This window comes from Stenotrophomonas sp. 82F1 (genome assembly GCF_056861525.1).
Window position 1 is genome coordinate 17,360 of the sequence record NZ_JBSPUD010000024.1, and the last position, 20,635, is coordinate 37,994.

18 protein-coding genes are annotated in these 20,635 nt (G+C 65.9%); 13 read left to right on the forward strand and 5 right to left on the reverse strand.

Annotated elements, in window-relative coordinates; translation table 11 throughout:
• Positions 1 to 341: 341 nt before the first annotated feature.
• From rimP to AC13GI_RS18590, 8 genes are all read left to right on the forward strand, one after another.
• The gene (gene rimP / locus AC13GI_RS18555; RefSeq protein ID WP_089236292.1) at positions 342 to 932 is read left to right on the forward strand and encodes a ribosome maturation factor RimP; all 591 of its coding nucleotides are present in this window, start codon (positions 342 to 344) and stop codon (positions 930 to 932) included.
• A 4-nt stretch (positions 933 to 936) separates the two neighbouring features.
• Positions 937 to 2,448 carry a transcription termination factor NusA gene (nusA, locus tag AC13GI_RS18560; RefSeq protein ID WP_099819062.1) on the forward strand — a complete coding sequence of 504 codons (1,512 nt, stop codon included), beginning with the start codon at positions 937 to 939 and terminating at the stop codon, positions 2,446 to 2,448.
• A gap of 92 nt (positions 2,449 to 2,540) precedes the next feature.
• Positions 2,541 to 5,186, forward strand: a complete 2,646-nt coding sequence (gene infB / locus AC13GI_RS18565; RefSeq protein WP_099819063.1) for a translation initiation factor IF-2 — start codon at positions 2,541 to 2,543, stop codon at positions 5,184 to 5,186.
• Between the two features lie 99 nt (positions 5,187 to 5,285).
• Entirely contained in the window at positions 5,286 to 5,669 is a 384-nt protein-coding gene (gene rbfA, locus AC13GI_RS18570; protein ID WP_025876229.1) for a 30S ribosome-binding factor RbfA, read from the forward strand.
• Between the two features lie 109 nt (positions 5,670 to 5,778).
• Positions 5,779 to 6,687: a tRNA pseudouridine(55) synthase TruB gene (gene truB / locus AC13GI_RS18575; protein WP_380654273.1), complete on the forward strand. Its 909-nt coding sequence runs from the start codon at positions 5,779 to 5,781 to the stop codon at positions 6,685 to 6,687.
• A 177-nt stretch (positions 6,688 to 6,864) separates the two neighbouring features.
• Positions 6,865 to 7,125, forward strand: coding sequence for a 30S ribosomal protein S15 (gene rpsO, locus AC13GI_RS18580; RefSeq protein WP_005410445.1), 261 nt, complete (start codon positions 6,865 to 6,867; stop codon positions 7,123 to 7,125).
• A gap of 147 nt (positions 7,126 to 7,272) precedes the next feature.
• Positions 7,273 to 9,381, forward strand: a complete 2,109-nt coding sequence (pnp, locus tag AC13GI_RS18585) for a polyribonucleotide nucleotidyltransferase (RefSeq protein WP_099819065.1) — start codon at positions 7,273 to 7,275, stop codon at positions 9,379 to 9,381.
• Positions 9,382 to 9,506: 125 nt separating this feature from the next.
• A complete protein-coding gene (locus tag AC13GI_RS18590; RefSeq protein ID WP_482997012.1) occupies positions 9,507 to 11,066 on the forward strand; it encodes a tetratricopeptide repeat protein in 1,560 nt (519 codons plus the stop codon).
• Here AC13GI_RS18590 and AC13GI_RS18595 read toward each other — a convergent pair.
• Together AC13GI_RS18595 and AC13GI_RS18600 are read right to left on the reverse strand one after the other, a co-directional pair.
• A complete protein-coding gene (locus tag AC13GI_RS18595) occupies positions 11,035 to 12,093 on the reverse strand; it encodes a serine hydrolase domain-containing protein (RefSeq protein WP_482997013.1) in 1,059 nt (352 codons plus the stop codon). The two genes, AC13GI_RS18590 and AC13GI_RS18595, sit on opposite strands and share 32 nt — an antisense overlap.
• 103 nt (positions 12,094 to 12,196) lie before the next feature.
• On the reverse strand, positions 12,197 to 13,198 hold the full coding sequence (locus tag AC13GI_RS18600; protein WP_482997014.1) for a tetratricopeptide repeat protein: 1,002 nt from the start codon (positions 13,196 to 13,198) through the stop codon (positions 12,197 to 12,199).
• A 205-nt stretch (positions 13,199 to 13,403) separates the two neighbouring features.
• Between AC13GI_RS18600 and AC13GI_RS18605 the strand changes: the two genes are divergently transcribed.
• Both AC13GI_RS18605 and AC13GI_RS18610 read left to right on the forward strand, forming a co-directional pair.
• Positions 13,404 to 14,594 carry a glycoside hydrolase family 18 protein gene (locus AC13GI_RS18605; RefSeq protein ID WP_482997015.1) on the forward strand — a complete coding sequence of 397 codons (1,191 nt, stop codon included), beginning with the start codon at positions 13,404 to 13,406 and terminating at the stop codon, positions 14,592 to 14,594.
• A gap of 103 nt (positions 14,595 to 14,697) precedes the next feature.
• Positions 14,698 to 15,090 (forward strand): VOC family protein, encoded by a 393-nt coding sequence (locus AC13GI_RS18610; protein ID WP_482997016.1) that lies wholly within the window; start codon positions 14,698 to 14,700, stop codon positions 15,088 to 15,090.
• A gap of 25 nt (positions 15,091 to 15,115) precedes the next feature.
• On the opposite strand, the gene AC13GI_RS18615 is transcribed toward AC13GI_RS18610, so the two are convergent.
• Genes AC13GI_RS18615 through AC13GI_RS18625 form a run of 3 tightly spaced genes read right to left on the reverse strand, consistent with a single transcriptional unit; the run spans position 15,116 to position 17,245 of the window.
• Positions 15,116 to 16,675, reverse strand: a complete 1,560-nt coding sequence (locus tag AC13GI_RS18615) for a PepSY-associated TM helix domain-containing protein (protein WP_482997017.1) — start codon at positions 16,673 to 16,675, stop codon at positions 15,116 to 15,118.
• 10 nt (positions 16,676 to 16,685) lie between these two features.
• Positions 16,686 to 16,949 carry a hypothetical protein gene (locus AC13GI_RS18620; RefSeq protein WP_099819071.1) on the reverse strand — a complete coding sequence of 88 codons (264 nt, stop codon included), beginning with the start codon at positions 16,947 to 16,949 and terminating at the stop codon, positions 16,686 to 16,688.
• Positions 16,949 to 17,245, reverse strand: coding sequence for a hypothetical protein (locus AC13GI_RS18625; protein ID WP_025876254.1), 297 nt, complete (start codon positions 17,243 to 17,245; stop codon positions 16,949 to 16,951). The genes AC13GI_RS18620 and AC13GI_RS18625 overlap by 1 nt, the downstream gene beginning before the upstream one ends.
• Positions 17,246 to 17,662: 417 nt before the next feature.
• Between AC13GI_RS18625 and thrS the strand changes: the two genes are divergently transcribed.
• The 3 genes from thrS (at position 17,663) to rpmI (ending at position 20,628) form a co-directional block, all read left to right on the forward strand.
• Complete coding sequence (gene thrS / locus AC13GI_RS18630; RefSeq protein WP_089236283.1) at positions 17,663 to 19,564, forward strand: threonine--tRNA ligase; 1,902 nt, start codon at positions 17,663 to 17,665, stop codon at positions 19,562 to 19,564.
• Positions 19,565 to 19,613: 49 nt separating this feature from the next.
• Positions 19,614 to 20,156, forward strand: coding sequence for a translation initiation factor IF-3 (gene infC / locus AC13GI_RS18635; RefSeq protein WP_089236282.1), 543 nt, complete (start codon positions 19,614 to 19,616; stop codon positions 20,154 to 20,156).
• Between the two features lie 274 nt (positions 20,157 to 20,430).
• Positions 20,431 to 20,628: a 50S ribosomal protein L35 gene (gene rpmI, locus AC13GI_RS18640; protein WP_002811096.1), complete on the forward strand. Its 198-nt coding sequence runs from the start codon at positions 20,431 to 20,433 to the stop codon at positions 20,626 to 20,628.
• The last annotated feature ends 7 nt before the right edge of the window (positions 20,629 to 20,635 follow it).

Sequence of the window (20,635 nt, forward strand, 5' to 3'; positions counted from 1 at the left end):
GATCCACCGGGCATGGCCCGGCGCTGCCATCGCGCGGTCATCCGGTAGCGCCGGGCCATGCCCGGCGAGCGCGGCGGAGGGTTTCAGCACGGCCGCAGCCTTGCACCAGAGCGGTGCAGGGGCTATCATCAGCGGCCTAGAAGTACCCCTGACGGCGGCGCTCCCCATCGGAGATCCACCCGGAAGGAGGGCCGCAACACGCTTGTTCAGCGCGTTGCAACCGGAATCCAGTCACCGGAGTCTTTCCGGAAAAGGGGCCCAGCGGGCCCTTCGTCGTTTTCGGGGCGTCATGTTTCCATGCTGGCCACGGCCGGCACCCAACCAAGAGATCAAGGCAGGCTGTGAGCGACAAGGCAACCGACATCGCGAATCTGCTCGCCCCGACCGTTGTGTCGCTGGGCCTGGAGCTGCTGGGCGTTGAGTATCTGCCGGCCCCCGGCGGTGCGACCCTTCGCCTTTACATCGACGTGCCGCTGGCGGAACAGCCGGAGCGCATCATCAATGTGGACGACTGTGAGCGGGTAAGCCGCGAAGTCTCCGCACAGATGGACGTCGAAGACCCGATCAGCGGCAATTACACGCTGGAAGTGTCTTCGCCGGGCGTGGATCGCCCGCTGTTCAACCTGGAGCAGTTCGGTCGTCACCTCGGCGAATCGGCCAAGGTCACCCTGAAGCTGCCGCAGGAAAACCGCCGCCGCCTGCAGGGTCGCATCGACGCGATCGACGAGGCGCAGGGCAGCATCACTTTCATCGTCGACAATACCGCACTGGTGGTGTCGGCCGACAACATCGACAAGGCGCGGATCATGCCTGACTGGGTGGCGCTGGGGCTGGCCCCGAGCAAGCCGACCGGTCCGGCACCGAAGCGTCCGAAGCCGAACAAGAATTCTTCTTCCAACGAGCCGGCGGCAAAGAAGCCGCGCGCGGAGTGAGCCAATGAGCAAGGAACTGTTGCTGGTAGTGGACGCGGTCGCCAACGAGAAGGGCGTGCCGCGTGAAGTGATCTTCGATGCCATCGAGGCCGCCCTGGCCTCGGCAGCGAAGAAGCGCTATCCCGACGAGGAAGTGCTGACCCGCGTGGTCATCGACCACAAGGATGGCAACTACGAAACCTACCGCCGCTGGGAAGTGGTGGCCGATGACGTAGTGATGGAATCGCCGGATCGCCAGATCCGCCTGATGGACGCGATCGACGAAGCCGAAGGCGTGGACGTCGGCGATTACATCGAAGAGCAGATCGAGAACCCGGACTTCGGTCGCATCGCCGCCCAGGCCGCCAAGCAGGTGATCGTGCAGCGCGTGCGCGAAGCCGAGCGCCAGCAGGTGGTCGATGCATGGGCCGACCGTGTGGGCGAGCTGATCACCGGTGTGGTCAAGCGCGCCGAGCGCGGCAACATCTATGTCGACCTTGGCGGCAACGCCGAAGGCTTCATTCCGAAGGACAAGGGCATTCCGCGTGACGTCCTGCGTGCCGGCGACCGCGTCCGCGGGTACCTGGCCGAAGTGCGTTCGGAGCCGCGTGGCCCGCAGCTGTTCATCAGCCGCGCCGCGCCGGAATTCATGATCGAGCTGTTCAAGCTGGAAGTGCCGGAAGTCGGCCAGGGCCTGGTGGAAATCAAGGCCTGTGCCCGCGACCCGGGCGACCGCGCCAAGATCGCCGTGCTCGCCCACGATGCCCGCACCGATCCGATCGGCGCCTGCATCGGCATGCGCGGTTCGCGCGTGCAGGCCGTGTCCAACGAGCTCAATGGCGAGCGCGTGGACATCGTCCTGTGGAACGAGAACCCGGCCAACTTCGTCATCAACGCGATGGCACCGGCCGAAGTGCAGTCGATCATCGTCGATGAAGACAAGCATTCGATGGACCTGGCCGTTGCTGAAGACCGCCTGGCCCAGGCGATCGGCAAGGGCGGCCAGAACGTGCGCCTGGCCAGCCGCCTGACCGGTTGGCAGCTGAACGTGATGACCCAGGACCAGGTGACCGCCAAGTCGGAAGCCGAACAGGCGTCGGCCCGCCAGCTGTTCATGGACAAGCTGGAAGTGGACGAGGAAATCGCCGGCATCCTGGTCAGCGAAGGCTTCGGCACGGTCGAGGAAATTGCATACGTACCGGTCGGCGAGCTGCTGGCCGTGGAAGGTTTCGACGAAGACATCGTCGAAGAGCTGCGCGCACGTGCCCGCGATGCGCTGCTCAATGAGGCCCTGGCAGTCGAGGAAGGCCTGGAGGACGGCCAGCCGGCGCAGGACCTGCTGTCCCTGAAGGGCATGGACGAAGCCACCGCATACGCGTTGGCCGGCCACGGCGTGCGTACCAGCGAGGACTTGTCCGACCTGGCCGCCGACGAGGTCATGGACTTCGGCATCGAAGGGCTGGACCAGGAGCGCGCCGCGGCGCTGATCCTGGCCGCGCGTGCCGAGGAAATCGCCCGACTGGAACGCGGCGAATGAGCCGGCAATGAACAGGGCCCTGAGCCGATCAGGGCGTAGAATCCGCGCCACCTCCAGATGCGGGGGGGCGCCCACAAGATCATAGGATCCGAATGTCGCAGCAAACCACCATCCGCAAGCTTGCTGAACTGGTCAATACACCGGTCGAAAAACTGCTGGAACAGCTGGCTGGTGCCGGCATGAAGTTCAGCGGTCCCGACCAGGTCGTGACCAGCTCCGAGAAAGTGAAGCTCCTGGGCTTCCTTCGTCGCTCGCATGGCAAGCCCGAGCAGGCCCCGGAAGAGACTGATCAGTCTGCCAAGAAGATCACCCTCAACCGTCGCAAGCAGCAGGAAGTGACGGTCAATTCCGGTCGCAGCAAGACAACCGTGAACGTGGAAGTGCGCCAGAAGCGCACCTACGTCAAGGCCGATGGTGGTCGTGCGATGACCCCGGACGAAGAGCGTGCCGACATCCTGCGCAAGCTGGAAGAGTCGCGCGCACGCAACCTTGCCGAGCAGCAGGCCCTGGCCGAGAAGGACCGCCTGCGTGACGAGGAAATCGTCCGCAAGCGCGAGGAAGAGGTCGCTGCCAAGGAGCGTGCCGAGGCCGAGAAGAAGGCGGCCGAGGAAGCTGCGGTTGCCGCCAAGGCTGCCGAGGCCCTGGCTGCCAGCAAGCCCAAGGTGCGTGCTCCGATCGACGAAACCGCGCCGCGCCCGCCGCGCGCTCCGGCCGCAGCCCCGGCTGCTCCGCGTAGTGCAGCGCCGCCGCGCAGCGACGACCGCAACAACCGCAACGCGCCGCGCAACGAGCGTGGCCCGGGTGACCGCTTTGCCGGTCAGATGCACCTGTCCGCCGCCGATCGTGCGCGCCGTGGCAACAGCAACAACAGCAACAACCGTGGTCGCCCGGGCAGCCGTCCGACGTCCGGCCGTCGCGACATGTCGCGCGGCGGTGGCAACTCCGGCCCGCATGCCTTCGAGCGTCCGACCGCACCGGTCGTGCGTGAAGTGGCGATCGGCGACACCATCACCGTGGCCGACCTGGCGCAGAAGCTCGCGCTGAAGGGCGGCGAGGTGGTGAAGGCGCTGTTCAAGATGGGCGTGATGGCCACCATCACCCAGTCCATCGACCACGACACCGCGGCACTGGTCACCGAAGAGCTGGGCCACAAGGCGATCCGCGCCAGCGACAACGACGCCGAAGATGCGCTGTTGGCTTCGGCCGGTGAGAACCAGGGCGAGGCCGTGCAGCGTCCGCCGGTGGTCACCATCATGGGCCACGTCGACCACGGCAAGACCTCGCTGCTGGATTACATCCGTCGCACCAAGGTCGCCACCGGCGAAGCTGGCGGCATCACCCAGCATATCGGTGCGTACCACGTTGAAACGCCGAAGGGCGTCATCAGCTTCCTGGATACCCCGGGCCACGCCGCGTTCACCTCGATGCGTGCCCGCGGTGCCAAGCTGACCGATATCGTGGTGCTGGTCGTGGCGGCCGATGACGGCGTCATGCCGCAGACCAAGGAAGCGATCCAGCACGCCCGTTCGGCGGGTGTGCCGCTGATCGTGGCGATCAACAAGATCGACAAGTCCGGCGCCGACCCGATGCGGGTCAAGAACGAGCTGCTCTCCGAGCAGGTCGTGGCCGAAGACTTCGGTGGCGACACCCAGATGGTGGAGATCTCGGCCAAGACCGGCCTCGGCATCGACGATCTGCTGGAAGCTGTCTCGGTCCAGGCTGAACTGCTGGAACTGAAGGCGGTCGACGACGGTCGTGCCAACGGCGTGGTCATCGAATCGTCGCTGGACAAGGGCCGTGGCCCGATCGCGACGGTGCTGGTGCAGCAGGGCCGCCTGAAGAAGGGCGATTACCTGGTGTGCGGCATCCAGTACGGCCGCGTGCGTGCGCTGTTCGACGAAACCGGCAAGCAGCCGGAGTTCGCGGGCCCGTCCATCCCGGTGCAGGTCCTGGGCCTGTCCGGCGTGCCGGAAGCCGGTGACGACTTCGTCGTCGTCGACGACGAGCGTCTGGCCAAGGACGTTGCCCAGCAGCGTGAGACCAAGCGCCGCGAATCGCGCCTGGTCGCCACCGCTGGCAGCCGCATGGAAGACATCATGGCGACCCTGGGCAAGGGCGAGGGCCAGCAGGTCCTCAACCTGGTCATCAAGGCCGACGTGCAGGGTTCGGTGCAGGCGTTGAGCCAGGCCTTGGTGGCGCTGTCCAACGACGACATCCGCATCAACGTGATCCACTCCGGCGTGGGCGGCATCACCGAGTCGGACGCCAATTCGGCTGCCGCTTCGAAGGCCACCGTCATCGGCTTCAACGTGCGTGCGGATGCTTCGGCCCGTCGCATCATCGAATCCAACGGCGTGGACCTGCGTTACTTCTCGATCATCTATGACGTGATCGATCAGGTGAAGCAGGTGGCCTCCGGTCTGCTGGGCGTGGAGATCCGCGAAGAGATCATCGGTATCGCCGAGGTCCGCGACGTCTTCCGCAGCTCCAAGCTGGGTGCCGTCGCCGGCAGCATGGTCATCGAGGGTGTGGTCAAGCGCAACAAGCCGATCCGCGTCCTGCGCGACAGCGTGGTGATCTTCGAAGGCGAGCTGGAATCGCTGCGCCGCTTCAAGGAAAACGTCGAGGAAGTCCGCAACGGTACCGAGTGTGGTATCGCGGTGAAGGCCTACAACGACGTCAAGCCGGGTGATCAGATCGAGTGCTTCGAGCGTATCGAAGTGCCGCGCACCCTGTAATGCTGCAACGGACCGGCCCTCACGGGCCGGTCTCGTTTCATCCCGTAAACTGTAGGGCCTGACTTCGGTCGGGCCACAATCGAATCAAGAGCCTGCCGCGTGCCCAAGACTTTCCATCGAACCGACCGTGTCTCCGCCCAGCTGCGCCGTGAACTCGGCACCCTGGTGCACAACGCCGTGCGCGAGCACGGGTTGCCCTCGGTGAGCGTGTCCGACGTGGAAATCACCCGCGACATGGCCCACGCCAAGGTGTTCGTCACCGCGCTGATGCCGGAACGTTCGGTGGAAGCAGTGAAGGGCCTGAAGGAACTGGCCTGGGGCCTGCGCATGGAGCTGGCGCGCGCGATGAAGCTGCGGCATGTGCCGGAGCTGCATTTCCACTACGACGACTCGGTCGATCGTGGCGAGCGCATCGACAACCTGCTGCGCGACCTGCCCGATACCGTGGCTGCCGAAAAGCGTCGCGAAGGCGACGAAGAATAACCGCGCGACGCCGGGCATGCCCGGCGTTGCTGCATTCCGGCTGCGCGATGTCTGATGCAGACCGCGCTGCGCGCTCGCCGGGCATGGCCCGGCGCTACCCGTACCTGTCATGACCCGAATTCAGTTCCGCCGCCTGGATGGCATCCTGCTGCTCGACAAGCCGACCGGCATGAGCTCCAACGCCGCGCTGCAGGTCGCCCGTCGCCTGTTCCGTGCGGAAAAGGGCGGCCACACCGGCAGCCTTGACCCGCTGGCCACCGGCCTGTTGCCGTTGTGCTTCGGTGAGGCCACCAAGATCGCCGGCCTGCTGCTGGGCTCGGCCAAGGCCTACGACGGCGAGATCGTGCTGGGCCAGACCACCGATACCGACGACGCCGAGGGCCAGGTGCTGCTCGAGCGGCCGGTGCCCGCGATCAGCCCCGAGACCCTGCAGGCGGCGATCGTGCCGTTGCTGGGCGACATCCTGCAGCGTGCGCCGATCTATTCCGCACTCAAGCAGGGTGGGGAGCCGCTCTATGTGAAGGCCCGCCGTGGCGACGCCATCGAAGCGCCCGAGCGCCAGGTCAAGGTCCACGCCATCGAGATACTGGAGCAGCAGCCCGAGCGGCTACGGCTGCGGGTCACCTGCGGCTCGGGCACCTATATCCGCAGTCTGGCCCGTGACCTGGGTGAAACGCTGGGCTGCGGCGCGCACATCAGTGCCCTGCGCCGGTTGTGGGTGGAGCCGTTCCGCGAACCGGCGATGGTCACCCTGGATCAGTTGAGGGCCTTGGTGGACGCGCAGGACGAGGCCGCCCTGGACGCGCTGCTGCTGCCGTTGGCGGCGGGTCTGTCCGAGTACCCCCGGGTCGACCTGGACGCCGAGCAGGTCCAGCGTTTCTGCGTGGGCCAGCGCCAGCGCGACCCTTCCTGGCCGCGCGGCCTGGTGGCCGTGTTCGGTCCCGGATCGGCGGCGCAGGGCCTGGGCCAGGTCGACAATAGCGGTCTGCTGGCCCCGCAGCGCCGCTTCAACCTCTGAACGGGGAAGCCCGGTTCAGCCCCGGACCTTGTTCCAAAGCCCCCTGGCCGTTACAATTCCGCGGCCGTTTTACGGCAGCCTGCCGAAGGCGGGTTTCATCCATTTGTTGGTTCACGGCGAGCCAGGCGGTGCGCGAAAGCGCGTTCCTGCCGGCCACGCATCACAGAGAAAAAAGACATGTCGATCGACACCCAGAAGGTCATTGAAGACAACAAGCGCAGCTCGGCTGACACCGGCTCCCCGGAAGTCCAGGTTGCACTGCTGACCGCCCGCATCGAACTGCTGACCGGCCACTTCAAGACCCACAAGAAGGATCACCACAGCCGCCGTGGTCTGCTGCAGATGGTCAACCGCCGCCGCAGCCTGCTCGACTACCTGAAGAAGAAGGACGTCGAGCGTTACAAGGCCCTGATCGAGAAGCTTGGCCTGCGTCGCTAAGCAACGAATCCCCCGCGGCGCAGCGATGCGCCGCGGTTTTGTTTTGTAGCACCGCAATACCTTTTTCAGACCGGAACGACCGGTCATCCGTTGGCGGCAAGGGTCGCCCCCGGTCCATTCGCAGACAGCATCCCCAAGGACACCCCCGTGGCAAAAATCACCAAAACCTTCCAGTACGGCAAGCACACCGTCACGCTTGAGACCGGCGAAATCGCCCGCCAGGCCGGTGGCGCCGTCATCGTCAAGTTCGACGATACCGTGCTGCTGGTCTCCGCCGTTGCCGCCAAGAGCGCGCGTGAGGGCCAGGACTTCTTCCCCCTGACCTGTGACTACCAGGAGAAGTTCTACGCCGGTGGCCGTATCCCGGGTGGCTTCTTCAAGCGCGAAGGCCGCGCGACCGAGAAGGAAACCCTGATCTCGCGTCTGATCGATCGTCCGATCCGCCCGCTGTTCCCGGAAGACTACAAGAACGAAGTCCAGATCATCGCCACGGTGATGTCGCTGAACCCGGACATCGACGGTGACATCCCGGCGCTGATCGGTGCCTCGGCTGCGCTGTCGCTGGCCGGTACCCCGTTCAAGGGTCCGATCGCCGCCGCCAAGGTGGGTTACAAGAACGGTGAGTACATCCTCAACCCGACCGTGACCGAGCTGAAGGATTCGGAGCTGGAGCTGGTCGTTGCCGGTACCGCCAACGCCGTGCTGATGGTGGAATCCGAAGCCGCGCTGCTGTCCGAAGACGTGATGCTGGGCGCTGTGACCTTCGGTCACCGCGAAATGCAGAAGGTCATCAACGCCATCAACGAGCTGACCGTCGAAGCCGGCACCAAGCCGTCGACCTGGGAAGCCCCGGCCAAGAACACCGCGCTGATCAGCGCCCTGCAGGAAGCCATCGGCCCGCGTCTGGGCGAAGCCTTCCAGGTGCGCGACAAGCTGCAGCGCCGTGACGCCATCTCGGCGATCAAGAAGGACGTGACCGAGTCGCTGGCTGGCCGCGTTGCCGCCGACGGCTGGAACCCGGCCGAGCTGTCGAAGGAATTCGGTGAGCTGGAATACAGCACCATGCGCAACTCGGTGCTGGACACCAAGGTCCGCATCGACGGCCGTGCGCTGGACACCGTCCGCCCGATCGCCGTGAAGACCGGCATCTTGCCGCGTACCCATGGTTCCTCGCTGTTCACCCGCGGCGAAACGCAGGCCATCGTGACCATCACCCTGGGCACCGCCCGTGATGGCCAGGTCATCGATGCCGTCTCCGGTGAGTACAAAGAGAACTTCCTGTTCCATTACAACTTCCCCCCCTATTCGGTGGGTGAGACCGGCCGCATGATGGGCCCGAAGCGTCGCGAGATCGGCCACGGCCGTCTGGCCAAGCGCGGCGTGCTGGCAGTGATGCCGTCGCTGGAATCCTTCCCGTACACCATCCGCGTCGTCTCGGAGATCACCGAGTCGAACGGTTCCTCGTCGATGGCCTCGGTCTGCGGCTCGTCGCTGGCCCTGATGGACGCCGGCGTGCCGGTGAAGGCACCGGTTGCCGGTATCGCCATGGGTCTGGTCAAGGAAGGCGATCGCTTCGTCGTCCTGTCCGACATCCTGGGTGACGAAGATCACCTGGGCGACATGGACTTCAAGGTTGCCGGTACCGCTGAGGGCATCTCCGCCCTGCAGATGGACATCAAGATCGAAGGCATCACCGAAGAGATCATGAAGCAGGCTCTGCAGCAGGCCAAGGCCGGCCGTCTGCACATCCTGGGCGAAATGGCCCATGGCCTGACCGCTCCGCGCGAAGAGCTGTCGGACTACGCGCCGCGTCTGCTGACCATCAAGATCCACCCGGACAAGATCCGCGAAGTGATCGGCAAGGGTGGTTCGACCATCCAGGCCATCACCAAGGAAACCGGCACCCAGATCGACATCCAGGATGACGGCACCATCGTCATCGCGTCGGTCAATGCCATCGCTGCGCAGGCTGCCAAGGCCCGCATCGAGCAGATCACCTCGGACGTCGAGCCGGGCCGCATCTACGAAGGCAAGGTCGCCAAGATCATGGACTTCGGTGCGTTCGTCACCATCCTGCCGGGCAAGGACGGCCTGGTGCACGTGTCGCAGATCTCCAGCGACCGCGTCGAGAAGGTCGGCGACGTGCTGAAGGAAGGCGATGTGGTCAAGGTCAAGGTGCTGGAAGTCGACAAGCAGGGCCGTATCCGCCTGTCGATGAAGGCCGTCGAGGAAGGCGAAGGCGCCACCGCCGAGTAATCGACCTCCGGTCGATTCCGGTAGGTGTCAACCTTGGTTGACACGCCGAAATGAAAAAGCGGGCTTCGGCCCGCTTTTTCTTTGCCTGCTGTCGCGTCGGCCGCGCCGGCCGCTATGCTTCGCGCATGGACAGCCTGCGTCTGCTCGACCTTGAAATCGACCGCCCTTCACAGCGGGTCACCCGCGCAGGCGTCGCATTGCCGGTCCATGGCCTGAGCTGGCGCCTGTTCGGAGCGCTGCTGGAGCGCGGCACCGACATCGTCGATTTCGACACCCTGGCCGAACAGGTCTGGGCACCAGCGGTCGTCGGCGAAGATGCGATCAGCCAGCGGGTGAAGCTGCTGCGGCAGGCGTTGGGCGATGACAGTCGCCACCCACGCTATATCCGCTCGGTGCGTGGACGTGGCTATCAGCTGTGCGCCGCGCCGGTTGCCCTGGAGCCGACGTCGCCGCCAGCTGCACGCCGCAAGTGGCCTTGGCTGGCCGGCGGTGCCGCCGCCGTTGCCGTACTGGCCACTGTTCTACTGTGGCCCACTACGGCAGCGCCGCCGGCCGCGCAGGCGCTGCTGCAGCGCGCGGAGTACTACGCCAGCATCGGCCAGGCCGGCAACAACGAGCGCGCCATTGCCCTGTACCGTCAGGCGCTGCAGGTGGATCCCGAGTCCAGCAGCGCACGCCGCGGGCTGTCACGTGCCTTGTCCGCGCAGGGGTGCCTGTTCAATGGCTCGGCTGCGCAGATGGACGAAGCCCTTGCCCTGGCGGACGCTGAACTCCGTCGCGCTTTCGATGACGGTGCGGCGCACGCATTGCGCGGCTATGCCTACGACTGCCTGGGGCGGATGGGTGAGGCCATTGCCGATTACCAGCGCGCCATCCAGCTGGATCCCGCTGATGAGCGCACGCGCGCATCGCTGGCCTATCTGTACCAGGAGCAGGGCCATCTTGTTCTTGCGCTGCGCGACAATCTCGCATTGACGGCGCCCGAGCGCCTGCGTTTCCGCGACGTGCAGGTGGCACGTGAACTGGAGCTGCTGGGCTTCACCCAAGCGGCGGCACAACGGCACGCGCGGAACTTCCAGCTGTACCCCGACAACGTCTTTGCCAACATCGCCTGGCCGCGCAGCATGTTTGCAGCCGGTGCATCCGAGTCCGCCAGGCAGGCGCTGTCCGAAGCACTGTCGCGCGGCACCCCGCATCCACAACTGCTGCGACTGCAGGGCGAACTGGCGCTGCAGGCCGGGGATCGCGCCGCCGCCGCCGCTGCCTTCGAGCAGGGTCGCCAACTGCGTCCGCAGCAGTCGTTCGGACAGACCCTGGCCATGCTGTACGCAGAGCCGGGCCCGTCACCGGAATGGATCGGCAACCGCCTGACGGTGTTGCAGGCGCAGCGCGGCGACGGTTGGTCCGATGCGGCACTTGAGCGGGCCCTGCTGTTGCAGGCGCAAAGCGACCCGGAGGCTGCCGTCACCGCGCTGCAGCAGGCGGTCAATGATGGCTTCCGCGATGCGGCGTGGCTGCGCGCCACGCCGCTGTTCGCGCCCTTGCACAGCACTTCGGGATGGGCGGCTCTGCTGGCGCGCATCGATGCCGACATTGCACGCCAACGCAGCCAGGTACTGGCTGCTGACTGGCGTCCCGCCGACCTCTCTGGCCTCAGCGCAGCGCCGGCAACAGGAACTCGGTGAGAATCCGTCGCGACTGTGGGTGGGCCAGGCTGCGGTTGTAGGCCTGGCTGGTGATCACGGCCACGGCGCGATGCTGCGGCAGCACGAAGACATAGTTGCCACCATTGCCGGACATTGCCCACACCGTCTGTGGTTTGCCGTCGACCGCCAGTTTCAATCCCCACCATTGATAACCGTAGTCACTGCCATCGCCAGCCTGTGCCTGCGGTTGGATCATGGCGGCGATGTAGTCGCGCGGCAGAAGTTGTCGGCCCTGCCAGCGGCCGCCATCGAGTACCAGTTGGCCCAGCCTGGCCAGATCGCGGCTGCGGTAGCGGGTCCCACCGCCGCCCATGCCGATGCCCTCGGGCGAACGGTTCCAGTGGCTTTCCGTGATCCCCAGCGGTCGCTCCAGCACGCGTGCGGCGTAGTCTGCCAGCGGCTGACCGGTCGCCTGTTCCAGCACCGCGCCGAGCACGAAGGAATTGGCGGTGCAGTAGGCGAAGGCACGCCCGTGCGGGCTGTCCGCCGGACGCGGCATCCATGGTGCGAATCCTTTGACCGGCAACCCCAGGGTGAAATCGAGCCAGCGTTCGGTCACGTACATGCGCTCTTCGTTGCCTGCCGAGAACGCATTCTCGTCATCGCACTCCCACAGGGAACTCATGGTCAGCAGATCTTCCACCGTGGTTTGACGCAGGCGCGGGTCCACCGGATGGCGGGCGGTGTAGGCGGGGAAGTAGTCATAGACGCGGGCGTGTACGCCCGGCAGCTTGCCCTCGCCAATGGCAGCCCCCACCAGCAGCGCGGTCACGCTCTTGCTGGCCGAACGCACGTCGTGCAGGGTCTGCGCATCGGCGCCATTGAAGTAGCCCTCGTAGACGACCCTGCCGTCCACCTGCAGCAGCACGCTGCGGATCTGCTTCAATTCATCGCTGGCAATGGCGTGTTCCAGCGCCTGCAGACGCGCAGGGTCGGGCGGGGCGGCAGTACAGGGCAGGCTGAGAAGCGATGCCAGCAGGCCGGAAAGGGCCAGGAGTGAACGCATGATCGGGCTCCATCGAAAGGAGCCCGATTGGGCCAGAGCACCGGCTGAAGTGCTGGAAATTCCCCTGAAGAATTCTGAAGGCCTTGCGCTGCAAGGCTCGGCGCTACACGGGCTGTTCTTCTTCGTGCCCCAGCCACCACACCTGGCCGGGCTCCGGGGCCGGAAGTGGATGCTCGCGCTGTTCAATCGCCTCCAGCACGCGCCCACTGCCGGCTGCCGTCCATGCCGCCATCAGTTTCTCCACTGCGGCCCGGCCCTGTGCGGCGATACCGAGGTTTCGTTCGCTCTCCCAGCGATCGTCATCATCACGGGTCTCGTCATCGCCACGATCGTCATCGTGCTGGTGCGGCGTGCCATAGCTGCAGCGCAGGCACAGGTGCCGCACCGACTGGGTCCAGTCCTCGACCAGACCAATGCCCGGCAAGGTCAGCGCACGCAGCGCGGCAATGTCCTTCGGCCCGTCGCACTGCACGAACACGGCATGGGTTGCCATGTCCGACTGCTGCAGGCGCTGCATGGCATTGAACACCGGAACCTCGCGCTCGCCGTAGGTGCGATGCCCGGTGGATGCGCCGTCATGCAGCACGATGTCACCGAAGCGGAACCCGCTCTCCGGCAGCGGTACGTTCTCCACCCGTGCACGCACGGGATCCAGCCGGCGCATGTACACCGTCTCGCCGCTGGACCATGGATTCAGGCGGACACAGGCAACGCCGAAATTGCCGTCGATCGGGCCTTCACCTTCGGGCAGTGTGATGCCGCAACGGGTCCATTGCCGGCGCGCCTCGGCCCAATCACCGGTGCCGGTGGCGGCAATTCCAGCATTCCATGCGGTGGCCTCGTCGAATGCATCGCGCAGCTGTTCCGAGCGCAGGTTGTCCTGCAGCGATGCCGGCCAGTCGCGCAGGTACTTGTGCGCCAGCCCGCGCATGTAGTGCAGGTGGGGGATGTCGGGCGTCCATTCGACGAGTTGCCCGAACATTGCCGCTGCGTCAGCCAGTTCGCCTGCGTCGAAGGCCGCGTAGGCACTTGCCTCCAGTGCCTGCAGCTTGTGCAGGGTTTCGTCGTCCAGCAGTTCGTCGTCTGCCTCGTGGTCTGTGGTCATGTCCGTGTGCCAGTGAAATTCCAGCGCCACCTTAGCTCAGGCAGGTCGTGTGTTGTCCTGCAGCGAAGTGCTTTCGACATAGCGCAGCCACGTCGGTGTCAGCTTCCCTTGCCCGGCCACTGTCCAGCGGACGACTTGCACGGACATCCGCACGCTGGAGCGATCTGTTTGCTAACGTGGCTGCGCCTTCGACCCGGGAGTTTCCATGTTCCGCCAGACCATGGCCGTACTTGCAGTGCTGATCGCCAGCGCCCTGCCCAGCGCAGCGCAGGCAGCGCCGGCGCAACCGCCGATTTTCGGTGCGTACTATCCCGGTGGTTCTGCCGAGCGTTATCCGGTATCGAGCATCCCGGCCGAACGACTCACCCATCTGTTCTATGCGTTTTCCACCATCGAGGACGGGCGCTGTGCGATCGGAGCCGAGGCGCCGGCCAACTTCGCCGCATTGGCCGAGCTCAAGCGCCGTCATCCGCATCTGCGCACGTTGATTTCGATCGGTGGCTGGGGCGCGGGCGGATTCTCCGACGCAGCACTGACCGAGGCCAGCCGCAGGCGCCTGGTCGACTCGTGCATGGCGTTGTTCTTCGAGCGCCATGCCGGCAGTTTCGATGGCGTGGACATCGACTGGGAATTCCCGGTCAGTGGTGGCCCGAAGGAACTGGCGCACCGTCCGCAGGACCGTGCCAACCTGACCAGGCTTGCGCAGGCCTTCCGCGTGGCGCTGGATGCACGTGGCAGAAAGGCGGGGCAGCCGATGCTGCTGACCGCGGCGCTGGCCGCGGGTCGCCTGCAGACCGATGGGCCCTACGATCCCGCCGCCAGCTACGATCTGCCGGCGTTGGCCAAGGTGTTCGATTTCATCAACCTGATGAGCTACGACATGGGCACCGGCTTCTCGGCGGTGTCGACCTTCAATGCGCCCCTGCATGAAGTGCCGGCCGACCCGCTGGCGCCGGAACTGCGGCGCTGGAACAACGTCGCCGGTGCCGTGCAGTACTACCGCGAGCACGGTGTACCGGCGAGCAAGCTGGTGCTGGGCGTGCCGTTCTATGGGCGCGGTTTCAAGGTGACCGGCGAGTCGGCGGATGGCCTGTACCAGGCCTACAGCGCTCCGGCCGATGCCGGTGACTGGCGGCTGATCAAGGCGCGCTATCTCGACCAGCCGGGCTGGAGCAAGCACTGGCAACCGCAGGCGCAGAGCCCGTGGCTGTACAACCCGACCGAGAAGATCTTCATCAGCTATGAAGACCCGCGCTCCATCGGCCTGCGGGCGCAGTTCGCGCGCGAGCAGGGCCTGGCTGGTGTCTTCATGTGGGAGCTGACCGGTGACGACGAGCAGGCCAGCCTGCTCAACGCCATGCTGGCTCCTTGGCAGAAGGCCCGCGTCGGCGACTGACCGCTTCAACATGTTCGAGCCAGTCCGGGTTCGGCGGTTCCAGGCACGGCCTGCGGCCCGAAACCGCACATCTGCGCCACGCACGCAGCGCTAAGCTGCGTGCATGATCATCATCGACCGCCTGGACCATCTGGTTCTTACCGTTGCCGACATCGAACGCAGCTGCAACTTCTACCAGCGCGTGCTGGGCATGCAGGTCGTGCGCTTCGGCGCCGGTCGCGTCGCCCTGCAGTTCGGCCAGCAGAAGATCAACCTGCACCCGGCCAGCGCGCCGCTGCAGCCCCACGCCCTGCAGCCTACCCGCGGCAGTGCCGATCTCTGCCTGATCACCTCGATGGGCATACAGGCGATGCTGGGCCACCTGCAGGCAGAGCAGGTGCCGGTTGAAGAAGGGCCGGTGCCGCGTACGGGAGCGCTTGGGCCGATCGAGTCGGTGTACCTCCGTGATCCGGATGGGAACCTGATCGAAGTTGCCCGCTACGTGGACGCCACGTAACCGCGCAGGCTGCGAGCAGGCCTGGTCAGTTTGCCCACACGCTGTTGGGGTCACCGTTGCGGGCCCGCCGCTGGCTCGCATATGCCAGGCGGGCAAAGCCAAAGGCCATCGCCAGTGCCATCGCATCGATCCAGAACAACGGCCAGTGGCCGCGTGCGGCGGCCAACCACAGCCAGTCACCGTTGAGGGCGCCGTGTGCCACCGGCACCAGCGCGGTGCTGATCGCTGCGGCCCACAGCAGCTCGCGCGCCGCCTGTGCCGGGCGGCGCAGGGCAGTCCACAGCGCACACGCCGCCCAGGTCACGAAGCAGGCCCAGCGGATGCCGTGGTCGACCTGGGCAGGTGCGACCCGCTCCAGCACCAGCGCGGCGACGAAGGCCGCCGAGATCGCCACGCACAGGCCGATGCAGACACCCACCGTGGCCCGCGCCATGTTGACGGCCGCGCGCGACTGCTGCGGCTGACGGCGCTTGCGACGCGACTCGATCCACAGCAGGTTGCCCGAATAGAACAGGAAGGCGCCGCCGAGGCCGAGCAGGAAGTACAGCCAGACCACCACGCCATTGCCGAATTCGCCGAAGTGCAGGGCATAGGCGGCACTGAGCGTGGCGTGGTTGGCATCGCGTTGGCCAGGCAGCTGGCTGGCCAGCACGCGGCCGCTTTCGACATCCAGCGCCACAGCACCGAGCGGGCCAAGCGTGCCGCTGGCCTCGCCGGTGATCTCGATGGTCGCGTTGGCATCACCGCCATTGGCCAGTTTCAGGTAGGCCGGTTCGAAGTTGGCCACGCCCTGCGCGCGCGCCACTTCCAGCGCCCGTGCGTGCAATTCGCGCAGGCTGCCCGGTGCAGCAGGGATGCCACTGGCCTCGCGCAGCGGCGCGGTATCCATCGCCGTCGGTACCGCCTGCAGTGCCTTGCCGTCGTAGATCAGGGGATTGAGTACGGCCATCTGCATGAACACCAGGCAGAGCAGGGCACCGGTCACCGCGAACATCAGATGGAACGGCAGGCTGAGCACGCCGATCACGTTGTGCGCGTCCTGCCACTGCTGCTTGAGATTGCGGCCCGGGCGCAACGCGAACAGATCGCCCAGCAGCTTGGGCAGGTGGATCACCAGGCCACTGAGCAGGGCCATGCCGTACAGCAGGCTGACGATGCCCATCACGTAGATGCCGGCCACCGGCAGGCCCAGGCTGTAATGCAGTTCGTTGACCAGTTCGGCCAGCCCGGTCTGCGGCGGCGTCGGGCTGCCGCCGATCTGTCCGGGCCATGCATAGCGCCAGCTGCCGTCCTCGGCCTGCCAGTAGGCCAGCGGCTGCGGATGATCGGCGCCGGGGAAGGTCATGCCGACGTGGCGACGCGCCTCCGCGTGCGTGGCCAGCACGTCGTCGAGCAGGTACTGCGCGTCATCCAAGCCGGCGGGCAATGCGGTTGCCGCGCCAGGCGTCTGCCACAGCGGGAGATCGTGGTGGAACAGGGTCAGCGCGCCGGCATAGAACGCCACGAACAGCCCGAAGCCGGCGACCAGGCCAACCCAGGTGTGCAGGGTGGTGAACGTACGCAGGGTCTGGGAACTGAATTTCATGCGGTCGATCTCATTGCACCGCCCCGGTCAGGCGCAGCAGGCCGAGTGCGGCGAAGCCAAGGGCCGCGCAACCGGCCAGGGTCAGCCAGGCGCGCAACGGGCTGCGGAAACTGAATGCCCACAGCGCCGCCAGCATCCACAACGGGACGAACGCGATCAGGCTCGGCACCAGGGCCTTCTGCCAGGGGCCCGGCGGCAGCCAGGCGACCAGGCCGGTCGCCGCAGCGGCAAGGAAGAAGCCGGCGACGATGCCGGCCAGTGCGCGCGACCACATCAGCGCGGCTCCACATCGGGGCGGTGCCACGCGGCCAGTGCCGGCAGCAGCATGGCGGCCAGCATCCAGGTGCACAGCATCGCCACCAGACCGGCGGCAAAGCCCAGTTCGGCCATCCACAGCCACAGTGCGGCCACGGCAGCGACCAGGCCGATCTGCCGGCCCAGGCGCCCGGCACGGCGCAGCCGCGGCCAGCGGCAATGCGGGGAGGCGGCATAGAAGGCCAGCGCGGAGAACATCGCCGACAGCATGCCGAGGCTGCAGAAGCCCAGGGTCGACAGGCCGACGGTGATCATCGGGGGCTCCGGGCCCGGCACAATGCCGGTGAACGCGGGGCACGGGCGGGACCGGCGGGCGCCGGTCGGGGCGGGTGGCGCATTGCAGGGTCCTGGGGGAAGCGGGCAGGCCGGCACGGGGGCTGGCTGCGCGCACATGGTAATCATTGCGTTTTCACGCCGCCAGCCAGCGCCATTCAGGCGCCGCTTGGGCTTTGTCGGCCACTGGTTTAAGATCATCGGCAACCCCATCCTGGAACAAGGTGGCCCGCGCCCAGCGCCGGCCGAGCGTGCGACATGAGCACTACCACCGCCCACTGTTGACCTGCCCCGAAGGCCCTGCATTCCAGGCGCCCTCGCGGCGCTTTTTTATTGCCCGGGCGTTGGCCCGGGAGCGCTTTCCAGCCCGCCCGGCGGGCCCCGCATGAAGCCATTGCAATGATCACGATTACCCTTCCCGACGGCAGCCGCCGCGAATTCGAACATCCCGTCAGCGTCATGGACGTCGCCCAGTCGATCGGCGCCGGCCTGGCCAAGGCCACCATCGCCGGTTCGGTGGATGGCGTGCTGGTCGATGCCAGTGACGTCATCGACCACGACGCCTCCCTGCGCATCATCACCGCCAAGGACGAGGAGGGCGTGGAGATCATCCGCCACTCCAGCGCCCACCTGGTCGGCCACGCGGTCAAGCAGCTGTACCCGGACGTGAAGATGGTCATCGGTCCGGTGATCGCCGAAGGCTTCTACTACGACATCTACTCCGAGCGTCCGTTCACGCCCGAAGACATGGCGGCGATCGAAAAGCGCATGGGCGAGCTGATCGCGCAGGATTACGACGTCATCAAGAAAGTGACGCCGCGCGCGGAAGTCATCGAGATCTTCAAGGCCCGTGGCGAGGACTACAAGCTGCGCCTGATCGAGGACATGTCGCCTGACATCCAGGCGATGGGCATGTACTACCACCAGGAATACGTGGACATGTGCCGCGGCCCGCACGTGCCGAACACGCGCTTCCTGAAGGCCTTCAAGCTGACCCGCATTTCCGGCGCCTACTGGCGCGGCGACGCGCAGAACGAGCAGCTGCAGCGCGTCTACGGCACCGCCTGGGCCGACAAGAAGCAGCTCGATGCGTACATCAAGCGCATCGAAGAAGCGGAGATGCGCGACCACCGTCGCATCGGCAAGCAGCAGGATCTGTTCCACCTGCAGGAAGAGGCCCCGGGCCTGGTGTTCTGGCACCCGAAGGGCTGGGCGCTGTGGCAGGTGGTCGAGCAGTACATGCGCAAGGTGTACCGCAGCACCGGCTACGGCGAAGTGCGCTGCCCTCAGATCCTGGACGTGTCGCTGTGGCAGAAGTCGGGCCACTGGGACAACTACCAGGACGCGATGTTCTTCACCGAGTCGGAGAAGCGTACCTACGCGCTGAAGCCGATGAACTGCCCGGGCCACGTGCAGGTGTTCAACCAGGGGCTGCACAGCTACCGCGACCTGCCGATCCGCTACGGTGAGTTTGGCGCCTGCCACCGCAACGAGCCCTCCGGCGCGCTGCACGGCATCCTGCGCGTGCGTGGCTTCACCCAGGACGACGGCCACGTGTTCTGCACCGAAGACCAGGTCGAGGCGGAAGTGACCGCGTTCCACCAGCAGGCGCTGGCGGTGTACCAGCACTTCGGCTTCGAGGAGATCCAGGTCAAGATCGCGCTGCGCCCCGAATCGCGCCTGGGCGATGACGCCACCTGGGACAAGGCAGAGGGCGCGCTGCGCTCGGCACTGTCCAGCTGCGGGGTGGAATGGCAGGAGCTGCCGGGCGAGGGTGCCTTCTACGGCCCGAAGATCGAGTACCACCTGAAGGACGCCATCGGCCGCACCTGGCAGCTGGGCACCATGCAGGTCGATTTCATGATGCCCGGCCGTCTGGGCGCTGAATACGTGGACGAGAACAGCCAGAAGAAGCATCCGGTGATGCTGCACCGGGCCATCGTCGGCTCGATGGAGCGTTTCCTGGGCATCCTGATCGAGCACCATGCCGGTCAGTTCCCGGCCTGGCTGGCGCCGACCCAGGTGGTGGTGGCCAATATCACCGATGCGCAGGCTGAATACGTGTCTGCCGTGACCAAAAGCCTTGCGGATCAAGGCTTCCGCGTCAGCGCCGATTTGCGTAACGAGAAGATCGGCTATAAGATTCGCGAGCACACGCTGCAGCGCGTGCCGTACCTGCTGGTCATTGGTGACCGCGAGAAGGAAAACGGCGCTGTGGCGGTGCGTACGCGTTCTGGCGAAGATCTCGGCAGCATGAGCCTTCAGGCCTTCACCGAGCGGCTCCAGGCCGAGGGCGCGTAAACAAAGGTCCGGCCCGTGCGCATTGGCGCCCGGGCCGGGTTCGACACCCTTGGGAGATCGCAATATCAGTACCCCTGACAACAAACAGAACCGCAAGAATCAGGAAATCCGTGTGCCGCGCGTCCGCGTGATCGGCAGTGACGGAGAAATGATCGGCGTGTTGACGCGAGACGAAGCGTTGTCCATGGCCGAAGATGAAGGCCTGGACCTGGTCGAGATCCAGCCGCAGGCCGACCCGCCGGTGTGCAAGATCATGGACTTCGGCAAGTTCAAGTTCGAAGCCCAGAAGAAGGCCAGCGAGGCCAAGAAGAAGACCAAGCAGGTCGAGATCAAGGAAGTGAAGTTCCGTCCGGTCACGGACGAGGGCGACTACCAGATCAAGCTGCGCAAGATGCGCGGTTTCCTTGAAGAAGGCGACAAGATCAAGGTCAACATCCGTTTCCGTGGCCGTGAAATGAGCCACCAGGAACTGGGTCGCGAGATGGCCAGCCGGATCGAGGGTGATCTGGGCGAGGACATCGTCATCGAATCCCGTCCGCGCCTGGAAGGGCGTCAGATGGTGATGATGATCGCGCCGAAGAAGAAGACCTGAGGCCTGACGGGCTGCCTCGCGGGGCGCCTGGCGGCTGAATGGATGAAGGTGAAGGGGCGCCGCTGGCGTCCTTTTGCTTTTCCGCGACCGGCGCAGCCCGGTTGCGGATGAAAAGCTGTATGGGGGCTGGTTACAGGGCGGTTTTGCCTGTATCATGCCCGGCTCGACCCACCCAGGACGGGTCGTACGCCGATCATGGCAGGACGGAAAGAGCGGCCCAGGCCGCCGCCAGATCAGTCAGAAACCAGGGTCATATCCCATCAAGGACATTGCAATGCCCAAGATCAAGACCAACCGGGCGGCGGCCAAGCGTTTCCGCAAGACCGCCTCGGGCAAGTACAAGTGCGGCCACGCCAACCGTAGCCACATCCTCACGAAGAAAGCGACCAAGCGTAAGCGTAACCTGCGTCAGACGAATCACGTCCGCGCAGAAGACGCAGGCCGTCTGGACCGCATGCTCCCTTACCTCTGAGGAACTG

Coding starts and splice junctions, on each gene's coding strand:
- nusA (WP_099819062.1), top strand. CDS start 937: ATGAGCAAGGAACTGTTGCTGGTAGTGGACGCGGTCGCCAACGAGAAG.
- infB (WP_099819063.1), top strand. CDS start 2,541: ATGTCGCAGCAAACCACCATCCGCAAGCTTGCTGAACTGGTCAATACA.
- truB (WP_380654273.1), top strand. CDS start 5,779: ATGACCCGAATTCAGTTCCGCCGCCTGGATGGCATCCTGCTGCTCGAC.
- rpsO (WP_005410445.1), top strand. CDS start 6,865: ATGTCGATCGACACCCAGAAGGTCATTGAAGACAACAAGCGCAGCTCG.
- AC13GI_RS18590 (WP_482997012.1), top strand. CDS start 9,507: ATGGACAGCCTGCGTCTGCTCGACCTTGAAATCGACCGCCCTTCACAG.
- AC13GI_RS18595 (WP_482997013.1), bottom strand. CDS start 12,093: ATGCGTTCACTCCTGGCCCTTTCCGGCCTGCTGGCATCGCTTCTCAGC.
- AC13GI_RS18600 (WP_482997014.1), bottom strand. CDS start 13,198: ATGACCACAGACCACGAGGCAGACGACGAACTGCTGGACGACGAAACC.
- AC13GI_RS18605 (WP_482997015.1), top strand. CDS start 13,404: ATGTTCCGCCAGACCATGGCCGTACTTGCAGTGCTGATCGCCAGCGCC.
- AC13GI_RS18610 (WP_482997016.1), top strand. CDS start 14,698: ATGATCATCATCGACCGCCTGGACCATCTGGTTCTTACCGTTGCCGAC.
- AC13GI_RS18615 (WP_482997017.1), bottom strand. CDS start 16,675: ATGAAATTCAGTTCCCAGACCCTGCGTACGTTCACCACCCTGCACACC.
- AC13GI_RS18620 (WP_099819071.1), bottom strand. CDS start 16,949: ATGTGGTCGCGCGCACTGGCCGGCATCGTCGCCGGCTTCTTCCTTGCC.
- AC13GI_RS18625 (WP_025876254.1), bottom strand. CDS start 17,245: ATGATCACCGTCGGCCTGTCGACCCTGGGCTTCTGCAGCCTCGGCATG.
- thrS (WP_089236283.1), top strand. CDS start 17,663: ATGATCACGATTACCCTTCCCGACGGCAGCCGCCGCGAATTCGAACAT.
- rpmI (WP_002811096.1), top strand. CDS start 20,431: ATGCCCAAGATCAAGACCAACCGGGCGGCGGCCAAGCGTTTCCGCAAG.